Raw genomic sequence first — 23,203 nt, 5'->3', positions numbered from 1 at the left:
TCAGTTCTCGATCTTGAGTATCGCCAAAAAGGCTTCCTGGGGAACGTCCACGCTGCCGACGGACTTCATACGCTTCTTCCCCTCTTTCTGCTTCTCCAAGAGCTTGCGCTTGCGGGAGATGTCACCACCGTAACACTTCGCGGTCACGTCCTTGCGCAGTGCGCGCACGGTCTCTCGGCTGATGATCTTGGAGCCGATGGCCGCCTGGATGGCCACCTCGTACTGCTGCCGGGGTACCAGCTCCTTGAGCTTCTTCGCCAGCGCGCGCCCCCGGGTGTAGGCGTTTTGCCGGTGCACGATCACGGACAGGGCGTCCAGCGGCTCGGCGTTGAGGAGCAAGTCCAGCTTCACCAAGTCGTCTGCTCGGTAGCCTTCGAGCTCGTAGTCCATGCTGGCGTAGCCCCGGGACGCGCTCTTGAGGCGGTCGTGGAAGTCCAGGATCACCTCCGCCAGGGGTAGCTCGTAGGTGATGACCACGTGGGTCTTGGTGGCGAAGTGGATGCCGAGCTGAGTGCCACGGCGCTCCTCGCACAGGGCCACCACGGCGCCCACGTACTCCGCGGGCGTGTGCACGGTGACCTTCATGATCGGCTCTTCCACCAGCTCCAGATCGCCGACGGCCGGCATCTTGGAGGGGTTGTCGACCGTGATGACCTCGCCGTCCTTCTTGTGGGCCCGGTACACCACGCTGGGGGCAGTGGTGATGAGATCCAGGTTGTACTCCCGCTCCAGCCGCTCCTGGATGATCTCCATGTGGAGCAGCCCGAGGAAGCCGCAGCGGAAGCCGAAGCCGAGCGCGTCGGAGGTGTCCGGCTCGTAGTGGAAGGACGAGTCGTTCAGGTGCAGCTTGCTGAGGGCGTCGCGCAGGTCCTCGTAGTCCGCCGAGTCCGTGGGGTACACGCCGGCGAACACCATGGGCTTCACTTCCTTGAAGCCGGACAGCGGCTTGTCCGTGGCACGAGACGCCAGCGTGACGGTGTCGCCGATCTTGGTGTCCTCCACGCTCTTGATGTTGGCGGCGATGAAGCCGACCTCACCGGTGGTGAGCTCCGAGAGGGCCACGGGGTGGGGGCTGAAGCAGCCCAGAGCGGTGACCTCGTAGCTTCTGCCGGTGGCCATGAACTGGATCTTGTCTCCCTTCTTGAGGGAGCCATCCACCACGCGGACCATCACCACCGCGCCACGATAGCTGTCGTACCAACTGTCGAAGATCAACGCCCGCAGCGGCCCATCGGTGCTGCCCGACGGCGGCGGAATGCGCTGCACCACCGCCTCCAGGATTTCACCCACGCCTTGGCCCGTTTTCCCGCTGGCCAGGATGGCGCCGCTGCAGTCGAGGCCGATGACCTCTTCCACCATTTCCGCGGTGCGATCCACGTCGGAGCTGGGCAGGTCCACCTTGTTGAGGACCGGGACGATGCTGAGGTCGTGGTCCAGGGCGAGGTACACGTTGGCTACCGTCTGCGCCTGAACGCCCTGAGTGGAGTCCACCACCAACAGCGCACCTTCACACGCTGCCAGGCTGCGGCTGACCTCGTAGCTGAAGTCCACGTGGCCCGGCGTGTCGATCAGCTGCAGCTGATACTCCTGCCCGTCCTTGGCCTTGTAGCGGAGCCGGACGCTCTGAGCCTTGATGGTGATGCCGCGCTCTCGCTCGAGCTCGAGCTTGTCGAGGAACTGCTCGACCTTCTCCCGCGCGGTAATGGCACCGGTGACGTCCAGTATGCGGTCCGCCAGCGTGCTCTTCCCGTGATCGACGTGCGCGATGATCGAGAAGTTTCTTATGTATTTCAGATCCGTGGGCATGGCGGCCGGGCGCGCTCTTTACCCCGCTATCGCTGCGCGCACCAGGGCGCACACGCCCTGCTACTTCTTCGTAGCCTTCGGCGGATTGTCCGTGAGGCTCATCTGTCCGGGCAGCGCGTGCTCGTAGCGCTTGAGCACGAGGTCGATGCCTTCTCGGATGTACACCGCAACCGGGACCTTGGTGCGGTTGTGGAGCAGATGCAGTCGCTCGTTCTGTTCGGGCGTGATGTAGACCGTTGTCGAGATCTTCTTGCGTGACATGGTGTGCTCGAGCCCGAAGGGTGACTGCCAGCCGTTACAATAGATTCCAATACGTATGGTGTCAATGCCGGTTCCGTGCGGTGGTTTCTGGGATAATGTAGTGATATTGAACAGTTGGGCGACCATTGCCGAGGCTTGCAGGGGCTTCTTTGAGGGGCTTGTCAGGGGGTGGGAGAGGGGCCTACGATGCGGTTCGTACCTGCGGCGGGGTGGTCGCCGCTGGAGCCGGCGTTGCCGCGCTCCTTCGGAGGCTTTAGACCTGCACCGGAGTCCGAGAATGACTTGTCTTCCTAGCCGTGGGACCGGTGTTGCGTCCGCGTTCGCATTCCTGATGCTTGTTTTTCAGTCAGGCTGTAGTGCTTCGGCCAGCGCGGGCGCCAAGTCGCCGGAAGATGGCGTGACGCGGCGCGATACCCGAGTGGTGCACGACGATTGCGACATCAAGGACGGCGAGAAGCTCGACGCCAACGGCGACGGCAAGCCGGACGTGTGGATCGCGAAGGGCTGTCGCGCGGTCGATCTGAACTTCGACGGCAAGATCGACGCCTACACCTACTTCGATGGCAGCGGCCAGGTGCGACGCCGGGAGCACGACTACGACCGCGATGGGCACATCGAGGAGATTTCCATCTACAAGGCGGGCGTGCTCACCGAACAGGAGCGCTCCACAACTCTCGCCGACAAGCTCGATACCTGGCACTTCTACCAAAACGGCAAGCTGGCGCGCACCGAGCGGGACTCCGACGGCGACGGCGTGGTCGATCAGTGGTGGGAGTACAAGAACGACCAGTGCCCCATGATTCACAGCGACGTGGATGGCGATGGGCGGCCAGACCCCGGCGCGACCGTGGACTACTGCAAGGTCACGGGTTACGTGCCGCCGGAGCGTTCCTCGGCGCAGGCGCCCAAGCATACCTTCGAGCGCCCCGGCAGCCTGCCCACGGAGGTGGAGAACAAGCCGGAAGACGGCTCCACGCCCGCTCCGGAGAACGAAGGGGAGAAGAAGAAGTGAGCCTGCTGGTTCGCACTGTGGGGCTTTCAGGGGTCGTGCTCGGCTTCTTCGTCGCTTGCGGCGGCAGCGAGCCGCCCAAGGCCAAGGCGCCCACGCAAGATCGCGCCGTGGACTTGCACGGCGGGGACGACCGCTCTCGTTGCGACTTCAAGGGCCGCACGGACCGCGAGGTGATCGAGACCACCGGCCCTGGCGCGGTGCAGCCGAACATCCGCCGGGTGTACGCCATCGTGGGTGAGGGCGAAGACGCCCGCAAGGTGCTGCTCTGCCGCGAGGTGGACACCAACTTGGATGGCGTGAAGGACGTGGTGCGCACCTACACCGACAAGGGCGATGCGCTCTACGAGCAGGCGGACTCCGACTTCGATGGTCGCGTGGATACCTGGATCACCTTCTCTCGCGGCCGTATGTCCAAGGTGCAGGTGGACGAGAACGGCGACGGGCGTCCGGACGAGACCCGTTACTACGTGGACGGGAAGCTCAGCCGCGTGCAGCGGGATCGCAACTACGACGGCAAGGCCGACGTGTGGGAGATCTACGACAAGGGGCATCTCCAGCGCATGGGGATGGACCTCGATTTCGATGGTCACGTGGATCGCTGGGATCGGGACGAAGAGCAGGCTCGCCTCGAAGCGCTGAAGGAGCGTGAAGAGGAAGAGAAAGCGGAAGCTGCGGCGGAGGCCGATGGGGGCGCGACGGAGCCGAGCGACGCGGGCGTGACGGACGCCTACGTCAGCCCGCGGAATCGGTGAGCGGCGAGCGCTTGCAGAAGGTCCTCGCTCGCGCGGGGATCGCCTCCCGGCGCAAGGCGGAGGAGCTGATCGCCGCAGGTCGGGTGAAGGTCGGCGGTCGCGTCGTGACCGAGCTCGGCAGCAAAGTGGACGCGCGCCGCGAGCGCGTGGAGGTGGACGGCCGCCGGGTCCACGCCGAAGCACCGGTGTACATCGTGCTGCACAAGCCTCGCGGCGTGATGTGCACCCTCTCCGATCCGGAGGGCCGCCCCACGGTGCGAGAGCTGGTGCGGGGTGCGGGCGCTCGTGTGGTGCCGGTGGGGCGCCTCGATTTCCACACCAGTGGCGTGCTGCTTTTGACCAACGACGGCGAGACCGCCGCGGCGCTGGCGCATCCGCGCCGCAAGGTGCCCAAGGTGTACGTGGCCAAGGTGCGCGGCGTGGTGGACGACGCCGGGCTCGAGCGCTTACGCCAGAGCATCGAGATCGATGGCCGCCGCACCGTACCCGCGGAGGTGCGCCGCCTCAGGGTGGAGGGCGACAAGACCTGGCTCGAGCTCACGCTCCGCGAAGGACGCAACCGCCAGGTGCGCCGCCTGGGAGACGCGGCAGGATTCCCGGTGATGCGCCTTTCGCGCGTGCAGTACGCCGGGGTCGACGGCGAGGGCTTGCGGCCGGGGGATTGGCGGCCCCTCTCCACCGACGAGCTGGTGCTGCTCAAGAAGACCTACGGCGTGCCCAAGAGCGTGCGCGCTGCCCGAGCTCCCGAAGCTCCCAAGCGCCCTCGACCCGCGAAGAAGAAGAAGAAGACGGCTAGGCGTCGCTGACGCGGGCCATCGATCGGTCGTGCGCTCTGGAGAGCGTGGCGAGGGCCACCACGGCGCCCACCAGCGCCAGGAACATGTCCCACTGCGCGTCCCAGGGGTCGCCCTGACTGCCGAGGAACGCCGTCCCCACGTCCCCCGCCACGATCAGCGTGGTCCACCACTCGAGCAGCTCCCAGAAGGCGCCGATGGCCAGACAGACGCTGCACACGATGAAGAACAGCCACTTGCCGCGCACCAGGGGCGACGTTCGCAACAGCACCTCGCGGCCGATGAACGCCGGAAAGAACCCGAGGGCCACGTGGCCCACGCGGTCGTAGTGGTTGCGAGCGAGATGAAAGTGGTCCTTCGCCCAGTTACCGAGGGGCGTGGCGGCATAGGTGTAGTAGCCGCCGTAGATCAGGATGCACACGTGCAAGAACACGCACACGTACACGAAGCTCGACATGCGAAAGCGCCGGTACGCCGCCCCCAGCACCGCCACGATGCACAGCCCCGGCACTACCTCCAGCGCCCAGTTCAGCCGCCCCGCCGGCGGCGCGTAGCCCGTCGCCAGGCACAGCAGGGCCAAGAGCGCGAGGAGCGCCGCGGGCAGTCGGTCTTGTCGCTTCATTCCGGCTTCTCTTGTTGGTCCGGCGCGGGCACGACCCGGATGCGATCTTCCTCGCCCGGTGCCGTCGCGGCCAGCATCTCGAAGCGCACGCCGTCGCACTGTCGCGCGAGCACCAGCGCGCCCACGGCGTCCCGCGCGCAGCGCGACGCCGGGAGCACGGGCTCGATGGCGCCGGACACGATCTGCACCGAGCGCGCGATGGCTTCGGTGCGCACCTGAGCATCGTTCGGCTTCACGGCGTCGAGCCCGGCGGCCTCTCCGACGCGGCTCCACAGCTCCGGGCCGGTGACCGTGGCAGAGCTCACGCCGCCCTGCTCGAGCTCCAGCACCACGTCGAACACCACCTTGCGGGCGCGCAGGCGGCCGGAATCCGGGATGGCGTAGTCGAGCCCCACGGATTTCTTGCAGTGGCCGCTGGCGCAATGCCCTTCCGGCGGCTCGAGGCGGAAGTGATAGATGAGCTCGTGGGGGAGAGCCGAGGTGCGATCCCCGAAGCTCCGGATGCTGGCGAGCTGTTTGGACCAAAGCCCAATCTCGCGCACCACAGTCTTGCGCAGGGCGTCTGCGTCCGAGAGCTTCTCGAGCAGCGCGCCCGCTTCTTCGCTGAGACGCTCCTCCCGGCGCTTTTCGTACTTGCGAGCAAGATCCAGCTCCGCCAGACGCTCGCGAGCGGCCTTGGCGTGCGGACCGCGGGGCAGGATCTCCAAGTACTCGAGCAGGCCGGAGCGTGTCTTTCGAGCGTGTTCGAAGTAGCGCGTCTCGCTTTCGTCGTACCAGGCCTTCACCTCGTCCCGATAGCGGCCCTTCGGTTGGCCCGCGAGGTAGTTCTGGCTATGGCTGAGGCGCTCCTCCACGCTGGTGGAGGTTCGCACCCGACGGTAAGCGTCCCAGTCGCCGGCGTTGGCGAGCAGCTGACCGCTGCAGCCGCTGGCCAGCAGCGCGAGGAGCAGAGCACGCTTCAATTGCCGCCTCGGGGCGGACAGAAGTTGCACTCGCTGGCGGTGGTGGGCGCCGCGTCGTCCATGTAGCCCACGTAGTCGTCGCACGAAGCGTAGAGCAGCGCGCGGAGGCACACCTCGCCGTCGTGCACCAACGGAACGCAATCTTCGGGGAACTCGGTGTCGTAGGGAACGGTGGTGTCACACGCGTCCCGGCACGACTGAGTGGTGAGGCCGCACTTCTGACACTGGCGGCAGTCCCGTGCCTTCTTGTTGGCGAAGAAGGTCGGCGCGTCGAGGATCTGCGGATCCTGGCCGCAGCCGCCCACGTCTCCGGGGGTGGGCGCGGCGCAGAAGATCGCGGCGATGGCCGCCAGCAACAGCGTCAGCGGTTTCGGTCCCCGACTCATGGCAGCACCTCGTAGTCGATCAACGCGCCGATCTGCAGCGACAGCATGGGAATGGTGGTGACGTCGACCTCTTGCGTCGCGGCGCCGTAGAACACGCTGCCGACGAGCTCCGCCGTCACACCCAGACCGCCGGTGATCAGCACCGCCCCGCCCAGCGCCGCTTCCAGGCCGAAGGTGGCGTCCGGCTCCAGCACGATGGGCACCCCCGCCCGGCCGTAGGTGATGAAGCGCGGCGGCAGCCGCAAGAGGGCCACGTAGGAGGGCGTCGCCACTTCTTGCGGGATGCCGCTGAGCGCGCTCGACAGGTGGATGGAGCCGCCGTGCTGGAGCCCGTTCGGATCGCCGAATGCGGCCGTGGCCGCAAGATCCAGGTACGTGGCCGACAGGGACAAGCTCTCGGCGTCGTTCCCGAGCGGGGTCGCCAAGCGGTACGGGTTGTTGAAGCGCAGGCCGCGGCCGATGGACACGGCACCCAGCAGGTGTACGTAGGTGCCTTGCGGCGGCAGCTGGAGCTCGCTCTCGGGCTCCGCGCTCGCCGGCGTGGCGAGCAGCAGACACAGTGCCCCGAACGCCGTGGCCGCCTTGCGCATGATCTCGAGGGTTCGGGTCAGGCGCTGCAAGCCCGCTCGACGTCGTCGACGGTCTTGGGGATGGCTTCGCTCAGGACGCTGGGCCCCTCGGCGGTGACCAACACGTCGTCCTCGATGCGGACGCCGATGCCGCGATAGCGCTCGGGAACTTCGGTGGCCGCGGCATTGATGTAGATGCCCGGCTCCACCGTGATGACCATGCCCGGCGCCAGTGGGCGGGCCTTGCCCTCGATGAAGTACATGCCCACGTCGTGCACGTCCATGCCGAGCCAGTGGCTCGTGCGGTGCATGTAGTAGGGCTTGTAGCTCTGCTTTTCGAGGATCTCGTCCAGCGTGCCGGACAGGATGTCCAGGCGGAGCAGGCCCTCGGCGATCACGCGCACGCTGGCGTCGTGGACTTCTTCGAGCGTGGCTCCCGGGCGAGTGCGCTCGATGCTCGCGAGCTGCGCCGCCAGCACGATCTCGTAGATCTCACGCTGCGGCTCGCTGAACTTGCCGTTCACCGGGAAAGTGCGGGTGACGTCCGAGGCGTAGTAGCCGTACTCCGAGCCCGCATCGATGAGCAGCAGATCGCCATCTTCCATTTGGCGATCGTTCTTGTGGTAGTGGAGCACGGTGGCGTTGGGGCCGGAGCCGACGATGGGCTCGTAGGCGTGCCGTTCCGAGCCGTGCTTGCGGAACACCGAACGGAGCAACGCCTCCACCTCGAACTCGTGCATACCGGGACGGGTCGCGGCCATGGCGGCAGTGTGTCCCTCGGCCGTGATCTCCACCGCGCGCCGCATGAGGGCGAGCTCGTCCTTGCTCTTGATGGTGCGCATCTCGTGCAGCACCGTGCCGGCGTCCACGATTTCCGTGGGCCACCACCTCCCGAGCTTCGCGCGGCCCCGAACCTTGGCGATGGCGTCGAGCACCCGGCCGTCGAAGGCGCGGTCCCGACCGAGCCGGTAGTAGAGGCGGCTGGTGTTCTCGAGCAGGTCTGGGAGCTTTTCCGAGAGCTCCGCGATGGGAAAGGACTGGTCCGCGCCGAAGTCCGCGACTGCGCCGTCCACCCCAGCGCGGGCGCCGTCCCACACCTCGCGCTCCGGATCGCGCGGCCGGACGAACAGCACCGTGCGGGGTTCGGAGCTCCGCAGCACCAGCACGCTCTCGGGCTCGTCGAAGCCGGTCAGGTAGTAGAGGTCCGAGTCCTGCCGGTAGGCGTGCTCGACGTCGTTGTTGCGAAGGGCGACCGGCGTGGACGCGATCACCATGCACGCCGAGCCCAATTCTTCGAGCACGCGCTGGCGGCGCGCTCCAAAGTCCACGGTCATCTGGGCTCTATAGTGCAACCGCTGCCCCGCCGCGACCGGGGGGTTCAGCGTAAGCGCCAGATTTCGATGGCGTAGGATCCGGCGCCGCGCTGCGCGTGCACGCGGGCCCGATACTCGCCGCCTTCGGCCACGCAGAAGGGCCCATCGGGCTTGACCACCGGCCAGCGGTCGTCGCTGGTGTCGAAGGCGATGCGACGGCCACGGGGCGACAGCACCTCCACGTCGAGGTCCTCCACGCTCGGCTCCCCCACGGCGAAGATCCGGTAGCAGTCGCCGGGCTCGGCGGTCCAGCGGTGCTCTCGGCCGGGGCCCCCGTCCCGAAGCTTCGCCTCCTGGACGTCCGCGACCTTGCGCATCCCGTTCGACGGCCCGCAGGCGAGGCCCAACCGGAGGACGTCGAGCTTGGGATCGGTGCGCGGGCGAAAGCCCGCGTAGCAACGGAGCCAGTTGCCGCCAACGGGCGCCACCTGCACGTCCGCTCCGGCGTCTTCCGGTGCCGGCGTCGCGGTCGCAGACTGCAGGACAGGGGGGGCTCGGCTCGCCGCCGGAGCCATCGGCGCGGAGGACGTGGCCGGCGTGGGCGCGGGCGTCTCATTTCGGGAGCAGCCGAGCGCGGCCAGCCCCAGCAGCCCAATCAACCGTAGCGACGGCCCCATCGGTCCGGAGCCATACCACGCCACGTATCATCCCGGCCAAGCCGGGGCATTTGACTGACGCGTTGCGCCAGGGTAGTTCCGGCGGCGTGACGACCGAACGTCCGCCTTCGGAGCCCGAAGAACACGAGCGTGAACGGCGCCGCCTCGAGCGCATCCTCCCCGAGGTCATCAAGCGCTTGATGGAAGCGGGCTACGAGAAGATCAGCGAGGGGCCGGAGAACGTCCGAGAGTTCGTACGGGAGATGAAGCTCCCGAAGGAGGCGCTCGCGCTCATCCTCGCGCAGATCGACGAGACCAAGAATGGGCTCTACCGCGTCGTCGCCAAGGAGATCCGCGACTTCCTCGATCACACGAACTTCTCCGAAGAGATGGCGAAGGTTTTGACGATGCTGTCGTTCGAGATAAAAACCGAGGTTCGGTTCATCCCGAACGATGCCAAGGCGGGTGGTCCGCCGCGGCCCGACGTACGATCCAAAGTGCGCATCAAGAAGGACAAGCTCGAGGACGAGACCGAAGCTCCTGCTTCGGTTCCGGAGGGGAATGACGACGAGGAGAAGCCGTGAAGCCCCTGACTGCAGGAAGTGAAATCGATTCTTGGTGTACACGCTGCCGAATGGACCTCGGTCATCGCATCGTGGCGATGGTGGACGGCAGGCCCAAGCGAGTGATCTGTCTCACGTGCAACTCCGAGCACAACTACCGCGCGCCGGCTTCGGAGAAGAAGACGACCAAGACGCGGCGCACGGCCGGGACGGCCGCGCAGCGCGTGACTCAGAAGGCCAAGGCGGAAGCGGAGCGCGTGAGCGAGTGGGAGGGCCGTATCGCCGGCCAGGCCAACGACGCGTTCGTTCGCTACTCGATGGACAAGTCCTTCGCTCCCGATCAGCTCGTGAACCACAAGAAGTTCGGTGAAGGGTACGTCGTGGAAGTGCTAGACGACGGCAAGGTCAGCATCATGTTCCGCGACGGTCCGCGCGTTCTCGCACACGGTCAGGCGTGATCCGGAGCGCGCCGCTCACTGTCGCCGTCACGTTGGTGGGCGGCGCGGCGCACGCAGAGATCACCCTGGCTCCGGGAGCGGACGGAAGCTTGGGCGCGTGGCTCTTGGCGGGCCCCGTGTCGAGCGCTGCCGCGGACAAGCAACCGCTCGGTCAGCTGTCGCCCCGCGCGGGGCAGTCCGCTCTGGGGGCGCGCTGGCGACTGCTGGCGGAGGCGCCCGGCGCGCTCGATCTCGGCAAGCAGCTCGGACTCGGCCGAACCGGCGGCGGCGTGGCGTTCTTGGGGGCGAAGCTCTCCGCGGAGCGACCCTTCGACGGGTGGCTGCTTTTGTCGGCGGACGGAGCGGTGCGCGTGAGCGTCGCCGGCAAGCAGGTGTTCGCTCGTGACGAGCCCCACCTCCGCCACTACTCCTGGGACGCCATACGAGTGAGCGTGCCGAAGGGCGACAGCGACGTGGTGATCCGGCTCACCCACCCGGGACAGTGGTTCGCGGTGGAGGCGCGCCTGCTCGGCGCGCGGGATCTCGCGCCGCCCCGCGACGTGCGCGTGAGCCTGCCGGGCACCGACGCCGACGACGAGAGTCGCGCATGGCAGAAGCTCGTGTCCCTCGACGTGACGTCCGGGCTGGATCGCGACGGCTACGCGCCGGTCGTGTCCGTGAAGGCTCCCCGCGGGGTTCCGCGGCGGGCCGACACCAAAATCAAAGCGGAGGTCTCGGTGGACGGGGGCAAGCCGCTCTACGAAGTGGCGCTCGGTTCCTTGCCGCTGAACGCGGCAGGGGTCTATCCCTTGTCGGCGCGTTTGCCCGAGGTCGCCGAGAAGGAGCTCGGGCGTTCGCTCACCGTGCGGGTGACGGTGGGCGGGGAGGCGCTCACGCGCACCCTCTCGACCAGCAAGGACGCGGTGGCGCTGGTGCGCCGAGCGGAGAAGCTCTCGCCCCAGGACGCCACCGTGAAGGCGACCCTCGAGTGGGAGCTCGCGGAGCTCGGGCGCACCACGACGGAGCGGCATCTGAGCGCGCTGCTCGACGCGCTGGAGAGGAACGAGGACCCGCTCAGCACGCCCGGCGTTCGGCGCCTGGCGCGGCGCTCGAAGATCGACGGCGCGCCGGATCCGATGCTGGTGCACGTGCCGGCCGGGCTCGATGCCAAGAAGCGCTACCCGTTGGTGGTCGCGTTGCACGGCTTGAACGGCACGCCGGATGGGATCATGGAGGCGTTCTTGGACTCCCAGTCCCATGCGCCGCAGGTCGACGGCTTCGTGCTGGCGCCCTACGCCCACGGCAATGCGTTCTATCGCGGCCCGGGGGAGCAGGAGGTGCTCGATGCCATCGATTGGGCCCTCGCAACGTATCCCATCGATCCGGATCGGGTGAGCATTACCGGCGTGAGCATGGGCGGGACGGGCACGGCGCAGGTGGCCTTTCACCACGCGGATCGCTTCAGCGCCGCGGCCCCGCTGTGTGGCTATCACAGCTATTGGGTGCGGCGGGACACCTCCAAACGGCCGCTCCGGCCTTGGGAACGTGCGCGCATGGATCACTGGTCCACCACGCGCTTCGCGGACAACGCGCGGCATGTCCCGCTGTGGGTGGCGCAGGGCACCAAGGATTTTCCCTTGGCGAACTCCCGCGTGCTCGTCGATCGCGTGAAGCAGCTCGGTTACGCCATTACGGACGAGTGGCCCGACACCGGGCACGCCGTTTGGAAGAAGACCTACGCTCAGAAGCGACTGTACCCCTGGCTCACTCGTGCGAAGCGTCCTCGAGCGCCGAGCCACGTGACGCTGGTCACGGACTCCTACGCGGAGGGGAAGTCCTACTGGGTGCGCATCACCCAGCGCAAGGCGGGCATCGCGCGCGTCGATGCGGAAGCCAAGAACCCCACGCGCTTGGAGGTGACCACCGAGAACGTGGACGGTCTGCTCATCGATCGTGATGCCCTCTCCAAGGACCAGCCGGTGGACGTGGTGATCGATGGAGCGACCCTGCGCTTCGACGCTGCCATCGAGCTCGCTCGGAAGGACGGCAAGTGGCAGGCAGGGCACGCCGCGCCGGGGAAGGGCGACAAGCGACCGGGGGTGGAGGGACCGATCCGCTCGGTGTACGACGGCCCCCTGGCGTTCGTGTACGGCAGCGGTAGCCCTGCCACGCGGCGCGCCAACCGCGAAGTGGCGGAGTACTTCGCGCACGTGGTCCCGGGACCCGACGTCGACTATCCGGTGCTCGCCGACTACGAGGTGACGGGTGACGAGGACCGCTCCTTGGTGCTGGTGGGCACCCCGAGCGATCACCGACTGCTCGCCGGCACCCAGCTGCCCATCCGGGTCCATGACGGAAAGCTCGCCATCGGTGCGGAGACCTTCGCCAAGGCGGGCACCGGCGCCATCTTCGTGGTGCCCAGCCCGCGCCGCGAGGGGCGCCAGTGGGTGGTGGTCACCGGGGTGGACGCGGCCGGGATCTGGCGCGCGCTGAGCCTGCCGGCGCTGCTCCCGGACTTCCTGGTGTACGACGAGGGGCTGGCGCTGGCCGCCGGAGAGCAGGTATTGGGGCAGGCGCACGTGCTCGCCGGGGGAATGTTCGACGAGCACTGGGCGCTCCCCGGCAAGCTGGGAGATGCACCCGGCGAAGCGAGAGACTGATGCTGGCCGCCCCCTTGATTCCTTACATCGATCTTCCGGAGCTCGTGCTCCTCAAACCCGGTGCCCTTTGGGCGGGGTTCCCGCCCGAGCCGTTTTCCATCAAGCCCTTCGGCACGCTGGTGGCCATCGGCGTGTACGTGGGCGCCTACCTGGCGGTGCGCCAGGGCAAGCGTCTCGGGATCCACGAGCGCTCGCTCACGTCGTTCATCTTCTGGGTGGTCGCCGGTGGCTTCATCGGCGGGCACATGCTCGACACCATCTTCTACCATCCCGACGTGCTCGAGTCCGATCCGCTGAGCCTCATCAAGCTGTGGGAGGGGCTGTCGAGCTTCGGCGGGTTCACCGGCGCTCTGTTCGGTGCCTTGGCCTGGAAGCTCCGCTACCGCACGCGCTTGATGCCGTATGTCGACGTGGTGGCCAGCGCCTTTCCCATCGCTTGGGTGTTCGGTCGCAGTGGTTGCACCGTGGCTCACGACCACCCCGGCCTGCACTCCAACGTCTGGTTCGCCGTGAACTACCCCGGCGGTGCGCGCTTCGACCTGGGCCTGTACGAGATGCTGCTCACCGTTCCCCTGGCCGTCGCCTTCTTGTGGCTCCGCAGGAAGCCGCGGCCCTGGGGCTTCTATGCTGGCGTGATGAGCGTGGTGTACGCGCCCACGCGCTTCGCGCTGGACAGCCTGCGGGTGCGCGACATGAAAATCGCCGACGCGCGCTATGCCGGCCTCACCCCTGCACAGTGGGCCTGCTTCGGCCTCTTGGCGCTCGGGTCCATCTTGCTGTGGCGCGCCCTCGACAGCGCCGGCACGGAGGCCGCGCTGCTTCCCCCGGCACCCGCTTTCGAGACGTCCGAAGCCCCCCAGGACAAGCCCGCTTGACGAGATCTCGTCGGTACGCCGCGGAAGCTCTAGGCCCGGATCCGCACGGCTCCGGCAGCGACGCGGGCCGTCAGGGGCAGGCGTCCCGGCGTTTCGCCGTCCATGTCGATGAGCACCACGTCGGACGCCCGCACCGGTGTCGCCTCCACCCGGGCTCCCCGCGTGATGCGCACGCCGGGCGCCGTCACGTGCTCGCCGGTGTAGATCTTCCGCGACAAGGTCATCGCCCCGAGGCGGCTCAGATCCCCCAGGGCGACGACGTCGAATCGGCCGTCCGCGGGGTCGGCGTCCGGCGCCACGTTCATGCCGCCGCCGAAATAGCGGCCGTTGGCGATGGCCACGTTGAAGATCGGTCCCTCCAGCCAGGGGTTCCCGTCCACCGTGACCTTCACCACCGTGTTCTTGTAGATGGCCATGGCGCGCAGGGTGCCCACGAAGAAGGCCGCCCGACCGCCCATCCACTTGGGGCTGTCGTTCACGATGCGATCCGTGAGGCCGCCGATCCCGAAGCTGGTGATGTTGATGAAAGCGCGGTGCAGGCGCCCGCCGTCATCCGCCGTGACGGACAAGAGCCCCAGATCGATGGGCCGCGGCTGGGAGTCCGCCAGTCGGCGCACGGCGGCCTCCACGTCGTCCGGCAGGTCGAAGGTCTTGCGGAAGTCTCCGCCCGTCCCCGCCGGGATCAGGGCCAGGTCCGGGCCCGGCAGCGCTTCGCCGGCCGGGTCGATGTACGCCTGGCAGGCCTCGTTGACGGTGCCGTCGCCGCCCACCAGGGCCACGCATTCCACCCCATCCTCACGGGCGGCGCCGACCAGCCGCGCAGCGTCCCCCGGGCCCTCCGTTCGGACCACGTCATGTGCGAGGTCCGCGGCGTCGAGCGCGCGGGAAATCTCGCCGACTCTTCGACCCGCCCGGCCGCTTCCGGCCATGGGATTGACGATCACACGGAGCTTCATGGGCGAGCGGAGGATGGCACGGAGGCCGTGGCTGGGGGAAGCTTGGCGCCGCCCGGCGACCCATCGCGCGGGCTTGAACCATCAATCGGCTAAAGTTATCGTCTTTTTGGTGCACGGCTTGGCTCGCCGGGCACAGCCCATCAACCGACCAGAAGCCCAAGAGGAACCCTTTCATGTCAACCGAGGATGAGCGCAAGCTCTTCGTTGCGGGCTTGCCCGACTCCATTACCGAGGAGGTCTTGCGCCAGATCTTCGAGGCGACGGGTGGTACCGTCGTCGACGTTTCGCTGCCGCGTCATCGCGACACCGGTCGCCCCCGTGGCTTTGGATTCGTGACCCTGTCGTCCGCCGAGGAAGCTGCCAGCGCGCGCAGCTCGCTCGACGGCTCGATGCAAGCCGGTCGCTCGATTTCCGTGCGGCCGTTCCAGTCCGAGCCCCCGCGCCGCGAGGGCGGGCCAGGCGGTGGCGGAGGCCCGCGCGATAGCGGACCCACGTCACAGGGCGGCGGCGGCGGTGGTCCGGACCGCACGCTCTATGTCGGCAATCTGCCGTATGACGCCACGCAGGCGGACGTGGAGTCGTTGTTCAGTGAAGCAGGTGCGGGGCCCGTCGTGCGCATCCATCTACCCACGGGTCCAGATGGTCGCGCGCGGGGCTTCGGCTTCGTCACCATGGGCAGCGCCGAGGCCGCCAACGGCGCCATCGTCGCGCTGCGGGACAAGGATCTCAAAGGCCGACGGTTGATGGTGAACATCGCCCACCCGCGGGGAGAGCGTCCCAGTGGGGATCGTCCACCACGGCGCGATGACGCGGGGCCGAGCTCCAGCTTCGACCGCAGCGGACCTCCCCCCAGCCGGGATTTCGACGGTCCGCCCCCGGACATCAACGCCAGCGCCAAGCCCGAAGGACGACGAGATCGTTGGGACCGCGCGGCGGAGAAGAAGAAGAAGAAGAAGCGCGGCCGCAACAACGATCAGCCCGAGCCCGGGCGTCGTGGCCGCGTGAATCCCCGGGATTGGGAGGACTGGGACGACTGAGCCCCATCCTGGCTCCCACCGTCAAATGTCCGAAATCCATCGTCAATGCATGAGGCTCCGGCCGAGCGCCGGAAGCCTCGCGGGAAAGCTCTCGGCCGATTGGCCGGCATGGCGCCGAGGCGGATTGCACCCTCACTTGGGCGCGTGCTACGAAGGGTCCCCTCGCGAGAGCCGACTTACCTGGGCGGCGGTTTCATGAGTTGCACCGCCCGGCTCTGTATGAGCGTCCGATGATCTTCGACTGGCTATACGGCCTTTTCTCGAACGACCTCGCCATCGACCTAGGAACGGCGACGACGCTCATCTATGTCAAAGGCAAGGGCATCGTGAGCTGCGAGCCCAGCGTGGTCGCGGTCCAGCGGGACGTCCGGGGCGACAAGAAAGTCCTGGCGGTCGGCCGCGAGGCCAAAGAGATGCTGGGACGCACCCCCGGAAACATCCAGGCCATCCGGCCGCTGCGGGACGGCGTCATCGCGGACTTCGAGATCACCGAGGCGATGCTCCGGTACTTCATCGCTCGGGCCCACAATCGTCGCACCCTCGTCAAACCCCGCATCATCATCTGCGTGCCCTTCGGCATCACCGAGGTGGAAAAGCGCGCGGTGAAGGAGAGCGCGGAGAGCGCCGGCGCCCGCGAGGTGTACCTGATCGAGGAGCCCATGGCGGCGGCCATTGGCGCCGGGCTGCCCATCACGGAGCCCAGCGGCAACATGGTGGTCGACATCGGCGGCGGCACCACGGAGGTGGCCGTCATCTCCCTCGCGGGCATCGTGTACTCGCAGAGCGTGCGCGTCGGAGGCGACAAGCTCGACGAAGCGATCGTCGCCTACATGAAGCGCAAGTACAACTTGGCGATCGGTGAACAGACCGCCGAACGCATCAAGATGACCATCGGGAACGCCTACCAGCTCGAGCAGCAGATGACGATGGAGGTCAAGGGTCGCGACATGGTCGCGGGCATCCCCAAGACCGTCGTCGTCAACTCCGACGAGATCCGGGAGGCCCTTGCAGAACCCATCAACGCCATCGTGGAAGCGGTGCTGCTCGCCCTGGAGCGCACCCCGCCGGAGCTCGCAGCGGACATCGTGGACAAGGGCGTCGTCTTGACCGGCGGCGGCGCTCTCCTCAAGAACATGGATGTGCTCCTGCGGGAGGAAACCGGGCTTCCGGTGATGGTGAGCGACGATCCGATCAGCGCCGTCGTGCTGGGCAGCGGAAAGACGCTCGACCACATCGAGTTGCTCAAGGAAGTGACCATCGGCTGACCTGAGCCGGGGTCTTACGGCGGCCACGGCCGCCGAGCCAGAGAAGCTGCGAAGTGGGCTCGTTCCGTCGCTACCGTGACATCGCCATCGTGGTGCTCCTGCTCGCGGTGCCGTTCTTCTTTCTCCGCGCCAGCATTCGGCGGCCGGAAGAGATGAGCGTGGTGGATCGCACCATCATGCGCATCGCCGCGCCGTTGCAGTACATCTCCGCCACCCTCGCGCGGGGCGTTTCGAGCCTGATCGGCGACTACGTCTACTTGGTGGACGTCAAGAGCGACAACGACAAGCTGGCTTACGAGAACGCGCGGCTGCGCGCCGAGGTGCGGCGGCTGAAGGCCACCGAGGCGGAGAACACGCGGCTACGCCGGCTGTTGAACCTGCGAGAGACGGTCCCCGCGGAGACGGTCAGCGCGGTGGTCGTGGCAAAAGACACCACGGAGTATTTCCGGGTGGCTCACCTCACGCTCGACAATCCCGGCGCGGCGGTGCGCACGGGCATGCCGGTGCTGTCGCTGGACGGCGCCGTGGGCACGGTCCTGCGGGTTGCAGGCGAAAAGGTGGACGTGCAGCTCACCGTCGACAGCGGTTTCGGCGTGGACGTGGTGGACGAGCGCACTCAGGCCCGGGGCTTCATTCGTGGCATTGGCGACCGTTCGCGCTATGCCTTGCGCGTCGAGTACATGCAGCGCACGGACGAAGTCGACATCGGTGACGTGCTGGTCACCAGCGGTGTGGGGTGCCGTTTCCCCAAGGGTCAGCCGGTCGCGCGGGTCACCAAGGTGATCAAGCGGGACTTCGGCATGTACCAGACGGTGGAAGCGGAGCCGACGGTGGACTTTTCCCGGCTCGAGGAAGCGCTCATCGTGCTGTCCGACAGCAAGGACTGCGACAAGGGCGGGGCGCGGCGGCCACGGGCGCAGAGGTAGGGCCCGATGCGGAACGTCGCGTTCATCGGCATCGGTCTGCTCCTCATCCTGCTGCAGGGGAACCTGTACCGGGTGCTGGGCCAGTTCCACATTCACGGCGCCACGCCCTCGCTGGTGTTGCCGCTGGTGATCTTTCTTGGCGTGCACGAAGCCAGCATGGCTCGCGGTGCGGGGCTCGCCTTCGTGCTCGGCTACCTGCTGGACATCTTCGCGTCGGCGCCCATCGGGCTCTTCACCTTCGTGATGGTGGTGGTTTGGTTGGTGTCCCGCGGTGCCGGCGTTCGGCTCACGGCGCAGACCATTCTCACGCGCATGTCCCTGGCCTTCGTGTTCTCCATCGTGGAGAGCGCGGTGGTGCTCACCCTGCTGGCGATCTTCGGCGCGGACACCAAGCGGCCGCTGGAGATCGGCACCGTGGTGCTGCCGCGCGCGGTGTCCACGGCGCTGTTCGCTCCCATCATCTTTCACATCGCGCAGAAGCTCCACCAGAGCACGGCACCGGTGCACGGCTCGCAAGAGGGCGCGCGGTGACGATCCTGGTGCAGCGTTCCGACGTCGGCGAGTTCCGGCGCCGCTACCGTTGGATGGTGCTGTTCGCGCTGGTGGTCATGCTCGTGCTCATCGGCCGGCTGGTCCAGCTTCAGGTGGTGGAGGCGGAGCTGCACAAGTCCCAGGCGCGCCGCAACATCGTGGGGGAAATCACGCTGGCCACGACCCGCGGCGTGATCCGCGACGCCTACGGCAAGGTGCTGGCGGCCAATCGCCCGAGCTACAACGTGTACGTCGTTCCCGAGCTCATCGACCTGGAAAAGACCTGGCCCCGGGTCGCCCAGCTGATGGAGCTGACGGACGACGAGAAGAAGGACTTCCTGGATCGCATCGTCCACATCCGGAAGTCGTCGGGCTCGCGCAAGAGCCAGCAGACGCTGCTGAAGGTGGACGTCGACCGGGACGTCGTGGCTCGCCTGGAGACCTACGAGCGAGACCTCAAGGGTGTGGAGGTCGCGCCGGTGCCGGTGCGCTACTACCCCTACGGCGAGCTTGGCGCGCACATGATCGGCTACATGCGCGAGATCGATCCCGATACCCTCGCGCGCCTGGAAGGGCGCGGCTATCGCGCGGGGGATCGGCTCGGAGCCATCGGCGTGGAGCGGCGCTGGGAGAGCTACCTGAAAGGGCAGCGCGGTTGGCGTAAGGTCCTCCGGGGTCTCAATCGTCGGCAGAGCCGCGAGGACTTGGAGCCGGAGTATCTGGAGGAGCCGCGGCGCCTCGAGCCGGTGCCTGGTCGTGACGTGTCCCTCACGGTGGACATCGAGCTCGAGAAGTCCATGGAGCGCGCCATGCGTGGGCAGCTGGCGGGCGCCGTGGTGGCGGTGGACGTGCGCACGGGTCGCGTGCTCGCCGCGCTGTCCAAGCCCAGCTTCGATCCGAACGTGATCTCCGGCGGCAGCGGCAAGCAGGCAGTGCGGGATGCGTTCCGGCGCCTGTACACCGATCCGTTGAAGCCCACCTTGGACAAGACCATCTCCGCGGCCTATCCGCCAGGCTCCACCTACAAGCCCTTTTCTGCGCTGGCGGCCTTGGCGGAGGGGCTCATCAACCCGCGAATGCAGGTGGATTGTCGCGGCGGCTACGAATACGGCAAGCGCTACTTCCGCTGTACCGGGGTCCATCGCCACGTGAACCTGCACGAAGCCATCGTGCGGTCCTGCAACACCTACTTCTACACCGTGGGTGAGAAGGTCCAGATCGACGGGCTGGCCAAGATGGGCATGGATTTCGGCTTCGGTGTGAAGACCGGTATCGGCATCAACCCGGAGGCCCGGGGCCGCATGCCCACGCGCAGCTGGTACACGCGTCGATACAAGGGCGCGTTCCGCGGCGGTTTCTCGCTGCTGGCCGCCATCGGTCAGGGCGCCACCACCGTCACCGTGCTGCAGCTGGCGCTGGCCTACGCTGCGCTGGCCAATGGTGGCACGCTGTATCAGCCGCAGGTCGTGCGCAGCATCGAGACCAGCGACGGCACCATCGTCCAGGAGTTCCCGCCCCGTGTACGCCGCACCGTGGACGTGGATCCGGACAACCTCGCCTTGGTGAAGGAAGGCCTGGTGGGCGTAGTGCGGGAGCGCGAAGGCACCGCCTACAAGGAGACGCCTTCCGACGTGGACATGGCGGGAAAGACCGGTACCGCCCAGGTCAGCCACGTCACGCCACGCGGGGTGGACCCTCACAAGGTTTGGTACTTCAACCGGGATCACGCCTGGTTCGCGGGCTACGCCCCGGCGCACAGCCCGGAGATCGCCATCGTGGTGATCGTGGAGCACGGCGGCGGCGGCGGTAAGAACGCGGTGCCCGTGGCCTCCAAGGTGATCGCCGACTGGCAAAAGCTCAAGGCCAAGCGGCTGGCCGCGCGCGAGTCTGGCAAGCGCACCGCCAAGAGGAGCACCCTCTGATGCGACGCGACGCGGGCACTTTCCGCAGTGGCATGCAGATAGACATGCCTTTGCTCCTGGCCATCGTGGCGATCGCCACCTTGGGCGTGGTCAACCTGTACAGCGCCACCAGCGTGTACATCGACGCAGGCAAACGCTCCGGCCTGGCGGACATCTACGTGTCCCAGGTGTACTGGATCGTGGTGGGCGGATTGGTGGCCATCGCCGTGGCCGCGATCGACTACCGGCACTTCGAACGTCTCGCGTACTTCTTTTACGTGGGCGGTCTCGCCTCGCTGGGCCTGGTGTTCGTCCTCGCCGCGGACATCCGGGGCTCGTCCCGCTGGATCCAGCTCGGGAGCTTCACGTTCCAGCCCAGCGAGTTCATGAAGATCCTGGTCATCCTGGCCATCGCCAAGTGGCTGCACGACGACCCCAAGACGGAACCCCGCACGCTGATGGACCTGGCACCGGCCTTCGGCCTCACCGCCGTGCCGGTCGCCCTGGTCATGGCACAGCCGGATCTGGGCACCTCACTCATCTACCTGCTGACCGTGGGCAGCATCCTGGCCATGACCAAGATCCGCCGCCGCAGCCTGGCCGTGCTCGGCGGCATCGCCGTCACCGTGCCCCCGGTGTTCTGGAAGTACTTGATGAAGGACTACCAGAAGGCCCGCATCACGAGCTTCCTCGACCCCGAAGCCGACAAGACGGGCGTGGGCTGGCACGCGTTCCAGAGCAAGACCGCCATCGGCAACGGCGGCCTCCTGGGGGAGGGGTTCATGCAAGGGACCCAGAACCAGTTCGGCTTCTTGCCCGATCAGCACTCGGACTTCCCCTTCGCCGTGTTTGCCGAGGACTGGGGCTTCGTCGGCTCCCTGGTGCTGCTCTCGCTCTATGCGTTCCTGGTGATCTGGGCGATTCACATCGCGTCGCAAGCGAAGGATCGCTTCGGCGCTGCGGTGGCCGTCGGCGTGGGCAGCATGGTGTTTTGGCACATGGTGTTCAACGTCGGCATGGCCATGGGCCTTCTGCCCGTCGTCGGCGTCACGCTGCCGCTGTTCTCCTACGGTGGGTCCAGCGTGGTCACCATGATGATCGGCCTGGGCCTGCTCATGAACGTTTCCATGCGCCGTTGACGCCCGAGGTGCGTCCGCCGTGCTCCGCCGGCCGACGCCGCCCACCGAAGTGCGTCCGTACTCCAGCTCCGCGCCACCTACGCCCTGCTTCCGTCTGTCTTTTTTGTTGGTGCGGCGCGAGCCCCGTCGCGCCGCACCTCGTGACCCCCTCGACACACGGGCCGCGTTGGTGTGACCTCCGGCCATGGCGGTGAAGCGAGAACCGGCAGCACTCCCCGAGGCGCTCTTGAATGCGGCGCTCGCGGCATTCGAAGACGGCGACTACGAAGCGCTGGACGACGAGCTGGCCACGGCGATCGCCGCGGCCAGCAGCGCCAAGGCGCTGCGGCAGTTGATCTTCGACCCGGCGTTGGGACAAGCATCACTGGGTGACGACGGGTTCGGCACTCGGGTGTCCAAGGCGCTCGTTCAGAGCGCCAAGGCCTTCAAAAAGGCAGACGACAAGGCTCGAGCTCTGGCCATTGCAGTGCGGCTTTGCAGCGCAGAGCGCGGAGCAGTTTGTCGGCCACGGCCCGAGCCCGGCGACGAAAACAAGGCCTTGTTTCGTCGAGGGCTCGAGGAGAGCCTGCCCGACGTTCGGGCGTTTCTTGGCGCGCGGGCGGCGGCGGTCAAGGTCGCGGCTGCGGCCGTAATTGCGGTGGTCTCCGTCGATGCGTCGGACGGCGAAGCACTGCTGGGGCTCGCCAAGGACGAAGAGGGCAGTCTCGCCGCCACAGGGTTGATGGGCGCTGCCAACGTCGGGCTGCGGAGCGGCTCTCCCGAGCTCCACGCAAAGGTGGCGAAGCTGGCTGGATCGGTCGGGGGCAAGGCGCCGCTCATCGTGCGAGTAGCCGCAGGAGTCGCTCTACACATCCTGGGCGAAGCGCCTTCGAGCGTCCTCTCGAAGGCGTTGGTGGACGGGCTCGCCTCGTCGGAGCCGCTTCCGTTGGCTTGGGGTTGGTACTCCGACGAGCGCGCTGGCAAGCCCGCATCGCTGAGCGACCTCGCCGCACGCTTCGCGCAGGCGATCCCCGACGAGCGCCGGGCGGAGCTCATCGAGAAGCTCACTTCCAAGCGCGTCAATCCCGAGCAGGCAGCGTGGCTGCTCTCCGTGGCTTTTCCTCCGGGCACCATCGCGTCCGTCGGAGTGATCCCTTCGCGACTGGATGCGGGACAGCGCAAGGTGCTGTCTTTGTTCTTGAGGCCGCCGCTCTCCAGTTGCAGAGATCTCCTGGTTCCGCTGGGCTACCAGCACTGGACACACCTGAAGCAGTTATTGGACGAAAGCGGGCCGAGCTGGGCGCCGATCCCCGTCCAGTTCGATGGCGCTCCCACTCGACTGCCCCCCGTAGTGATCCTGCGCGCGGTGCTCCACGACGAGCTGGCTTCCGACGTGGCCTACCAGGCTCTGGTCGACAGCCTGAATGAAGAAGCGCTGATGGGTCTCCTCACCGATCCCATGAGGACTCCGCTCTCGAGCATCCCTGATCGGCCTGCGCTGCCCGAGGGAAACGATCGCGTGCAGGAGCTGCTTTTGCGACTTTGGCAGTCGTTGGAGAGCCGCGGGATGACGCCGGACGCATTGGAGCAGCGGGCTCATGCCGGCAAGGATGCAGTCTCGGAAGGTCTGTTGTTGCTGTGGCACGCGGTGGAGGGGCGCGGAGGCGCGGCAGAGCTCCCTCCGGAGGTCGTGGCCAAGCTCGACAAGGCGCGCAAGCTGGCTCGAGGCAAGCAGCCGTTCCTGCGCCTGGAGGCCGCCTTGACCAAGGCTCAGCGAGCGAAGCTCGGTGGTTGAAGAGCG

At 67.3% G+C, this 23,203-nt stretch carries 23 protein-coding genes; 14 read left to right on the top strand and 9 right to left on the bottom strand.

All coding sequences use genetic code 11. The annotated features are described in order from the left end of the window. Together lepA and H6717_11970 are read right to left on the bottom strand one after the other, a co-directional pair. Complete coding sequence (gene lepA, locus H6717_11975) at nucleotides 1-1,806, bottom strand: elongation factor 4 (protein ID MCB9577729.1); 1,806 nt, start codon at nucleotides 1,804-1,806, stop codon at nucleotides 1-3. Nucleotides 1,807-1,866: 60 nt separating this feature from the next. Continuing rightward, nucleotides 1,867-2,067 (bottom strand): ribbon-helix-helix domain-containing protein, encoded by a 201-nt coding sequence (locus H6717_11970; protein MCB9577728.1) that lies wholly within the window; start codon nucleotides 2,065-2,067, stop codon nucleotides 1,867-1,869. A 397-nt stretch (nucleotides 2,068-2,464) separates the two neighbouring features. Between H6717_11970 and H6717_11965 the strand changes: the two genes are divergently transcribed. Genes H6717_11965 through H6717_11955 form a run of 3 tightly spaced genes read left to right on the top strand, consistent with a single transcriptional unit; the run spans nucleotide 2,465 to nucleotide 4,637 of the window. Then, nucleotides 2,465-3,079 (top strand): hypothetical protein, encoded by a 615-nt coding sequence (locus H6717_11965; GenBank protein MCB9577727.1) that lies wholly within the window; start codon nucleotides 2,465-2,467, stop codon nucleotides 3,077-3,079. Then, complete coding sequence (locus H6717_11960) at nucleotides 3,076-3,831, top strand: hypothetical protein (GenBank protein ID MCB9577726.1); 756 nt, start codon at nucleotides 3,076-3,078, stop codon at nucleotides 3,829-3,831. Before H6717_11965 ends, H6717_11960 begins: the two co-directional genes overlap by 4 nt. Then, nucleotides 3,828-4,637, top strand: a complete 810-nt coding sequence (locus H6717_11955) for an rRNA pseudouridine synthase (GenBank protein ID MCB9577725.1) — start codon at nucleotides 3,828-3,830, stop codon at nucleotides 4,635-4,637. The genes H6717_11960 and H6717_11955 overlap by 4 nt, the downstream gene beginning before the upstream one ends. Here H6717_11955 and H6717_11950 read toward each other — a convergent pair. Genes H6717_11950 through H6717_11925 form a run of 6 tightly spaced genes read right to left on the bottom strand, consistent with a single transcriptional unit; the run spans nucleotide 4,624 to nucleotide 9,154 of the window. Beyond that, on the bottom strand, nucleotides 4,624-5,247 hold the full coding sequence (locus H6717_11950) for a DUF2238 domain-containing protein (protein ID MCB9577724.1): 624 nt from the start codon (nucleotides 5,245-5,247) through the stop codon (nucleotides 4,624-4,626). The two genes, H6717_11955 and H6717_11950, sit on opposite strands and share 14 nt — an antisense overlap. Further along, entirely contained in the window at nucleotides 5,244-6,209 is a 966-nt protein-coding gene (locus H6717_11945; GenBank protein MCB9577723.1) for a hypothetical protein, read from the bottom strand. Before H6717_11945 ends, H6717_11950 begins: the two co-directional genes overlap by 4 nt. Beyond that, the gene (locus tag H6717_11940; protein MCB9577722.1) at nucleotides 6,206-6,595 is read right to left on the bottom strand and encodes a hypothetical protein; all 390 of its coding nucleotides are present in this window, start codon (nucleotides 6,593-6,595) and stop codon (nucleotides 6,206-6,208) included. The genes H6717_11945 and H6717_11940 overlap by 4 nt, the downstream gene beginning before the upstream one ends. Next, nucleotides 6,592-7,215, bottom strand: a complete 624-nt coding sequence (locus tag H6717_11935) for a hypothetical protein (GenBank protein MCB9577721.1) — start codon at nucleotides 7,213-7,215, stop codon at nucleotides 6,592-6,594. Before H6717_11935 ends, H6717_11940 begins: the two co-directional genes overlap by 4 nt. Beyond that, complete coding sequence (locus H6717_11930; protein ID MCB9577720.1) at nucleotides 7,203-8,498, bottom strand: aminopeptidase P N-terminal domain-containing protein; 1,296 nt, start codon at nucleotides 8,496-8,498, stop codon at nucleotides 7,203-7,205. Before H6717_11930 ends, H6717_11935 begins: the two co-directional genes overlap by 13 nt. A gap of 44 nt (nucleotides 8,499-8,542) precedes the next feature. Further along, complete coding sequence (locus H6717_11925; protein ID MCB9577719.1) at nucleotides 8,543-9,154, bottom strand: hypothetical protein; 612 nt, start codon at nucleotides 9,152-9,154, stop codon at nucleotides 8,543-8,545. An 86-nt stretch (nucleotides 9,155-9,240) separates the two neighbouring features. Between H6717_11925 and H6717_11920 the strand changes: the two genes are divergently transcribed. Genes H6717_11920 through H6717_11905 form a run of 4 tightly spaced genes read left to right on the top strand, consistent with a single transcriptional unit; the run spans nucleotide 9,241 to nucleotide 13,668 of the window. Beyond that, a complete protein-coding gene (locus H6717_11920) occupies nucleotides 9,241-9,717 on the top strand; it encodes a hypothetical protein (GenBank protein MCB9577718.1) in 477 nt (158 codons plus the stop codon). Nucleotides 9,718-9,767: 50 nt separating this feature from the next. Further along, nucleotides 9,768-10,154: a hypothetical protein gene (locus H6717_11915; protein MCB9577717.1), complete on the top strand. Its 387-nt coding sequence runs from the start codon at nucleotides 9,768-9,770 to the stop codon at nucleotides 10,152-10,154. After that, complete coding sequence (locus tag H6717_11910; protein MCB9577716.1) at nucleotides 10,151-12,793, top strand: prolyl oligopeptidase family serine peptidase; 2,643 nt, start codon at nucleotides 10,151-10,153, stop codon at nucleotides 12,791-12,793. Before H6717_11915 ends, H6717_11910 begins: the two co-directional genes overlap by 4 nt. Nucleotides 12,794-12,795: 2 nt before the next feature. Continuing rightward, nucleotides 12,796-13,668: a prolipoprotein diacylglyceryl transferase gene (locus H6717_11905; GenBank protein MCB9577715.1), complete on the top strand. Its 873-nt coding sequence runs from the start codon at nucleotides 12,796-12,798 to the stop codon at nucleotides 13,666-13,668. 29 nt (nucleotides 13,669-13,697) lie between these two features. Here the strand turns inward: H6717_11905 and H6717_11900 are convergent, their stop codons facing one another. Beyond that, the gene (locus H6717_11900; protein ID MCB9577714.1) at nucleotides 13,698-14,624 is read right to left on the bottom strand and encodes a diacylglycerol kinase family lipid kinase; all 927 of its coding nucleotides are present in this window, start codon (nucleotides 14,622-14,624) and stop codon (nucleotides 13,698-13,700) included. Nucleotides 14,625-14,797: 173 nt separating this feature from the next. Between H6717_11900 and H6717_11895 the strand changes: the two genes are divergently transcribed. The 7 genes from H6717_11895 (at nucleotide 14,798) to H6717_11865 (ending at nucleotide 23,197) form a co-directional block, all read left to right on the top strand. Continuing rightward, a complete protein-coding gene (locus tag H6717_11895) occupies nucleotides 14,798-15,661 on the top strand; it encodes a hypothetical protein (protein ID MCB9577713.1) in 864 nt (287 codons plus the stop codon). Nucleotides 15,662-15,891: 230 nt separating this feature from the next. Further along, on the top strand, nucleotides 15,892-16,926 hold the full coding sequence (locus H6717_11890) for a rod shape-determining protein (GenBank protein ID MCB9577712.1): 1,035 nt from the start codon (nucleotides 15,892-15,894) through the stop codon (nucleotides 16,924-16,926). 53 nt (nucleotides 16,927-16,979) lie between these two features. Further along, nucleotides 16,980-17,852 carry a rod shape-determining protein MreC gene (gene mreC / locus H6717_11885; GenBank protein MCB9577711.1) on the top strand — a complete coding sequence of 291 codons (873 nt, stop codon included), beginning with the start codon at nucleotides 16,980-16,982 and terminating at the stop codon, nucleotides 17,850-17,852. 6 nt (nucleotides 17,853-17,858) lie between these two features. Then, nucleotides 17,859-18,383 (top strand): rod shape-determining protein MreD, encoded by a 525-nt coding sequence (gene mreD / locus H6717_11880; protein ID MCB9577710.1) that lies wholly within the window; start codon nucleotides 17,859-17,861, stop codon nucleotides 18,381-18,383. Further along, entirely contained in the window at nucleotides 18,380-20,305 is a 1,926-nt protein-coding gene (mrdA, locus tag H6717_11875; protein MCB9577709.1) for a penicillin-binding protein 2, read from the top strand. Before mreD ends, mrdA begins: the two co-directional genes overlap by 4 nt. After that, nucleotides 20,305-21,423: a rod shape-determining protein RodA gene (gene rodA / locus H6717_11870; protein MCB9577708.1), complete on the top strand. Its 1,119-nt coding sequence runs from the start codon at nucleotides 20,305-20,307 to the stop codon at nucleotides 21,421-21,423. The genes mrdA and rodA overlap by 1 nt, the downstream gene beginning before the upstream one ends. 184 nt (nucleotides 21,424-21,607) lie before the next feature. Next, nucleotides 21,608-23,197: a hypothetical protein gene (locus H6717_11865; protein MCB9577707.1), complete on the top strand. Its 1,590-nt coding sequence runs from the start codon at nucleotides 21,608-21,610 to the stop codon at nucleotides 23,195-23,197. Nucleotides 23,198-23,203: the final 6 nt, after the last annotated feature.

The organism is Polyangiaceae bacterium (assembly GCA_020633235.1).
In the GTDB taxonomy this organism is placed as follows: Bacteria; Myxococcota_A; Polyangia; order Polyangiales; family Polyangiaceae; genus JACKEA01.
Note: the sequence above shows the minus strand (reverse complement) of the source record. Positions and strands in the feature narration are given on the sequence as shown.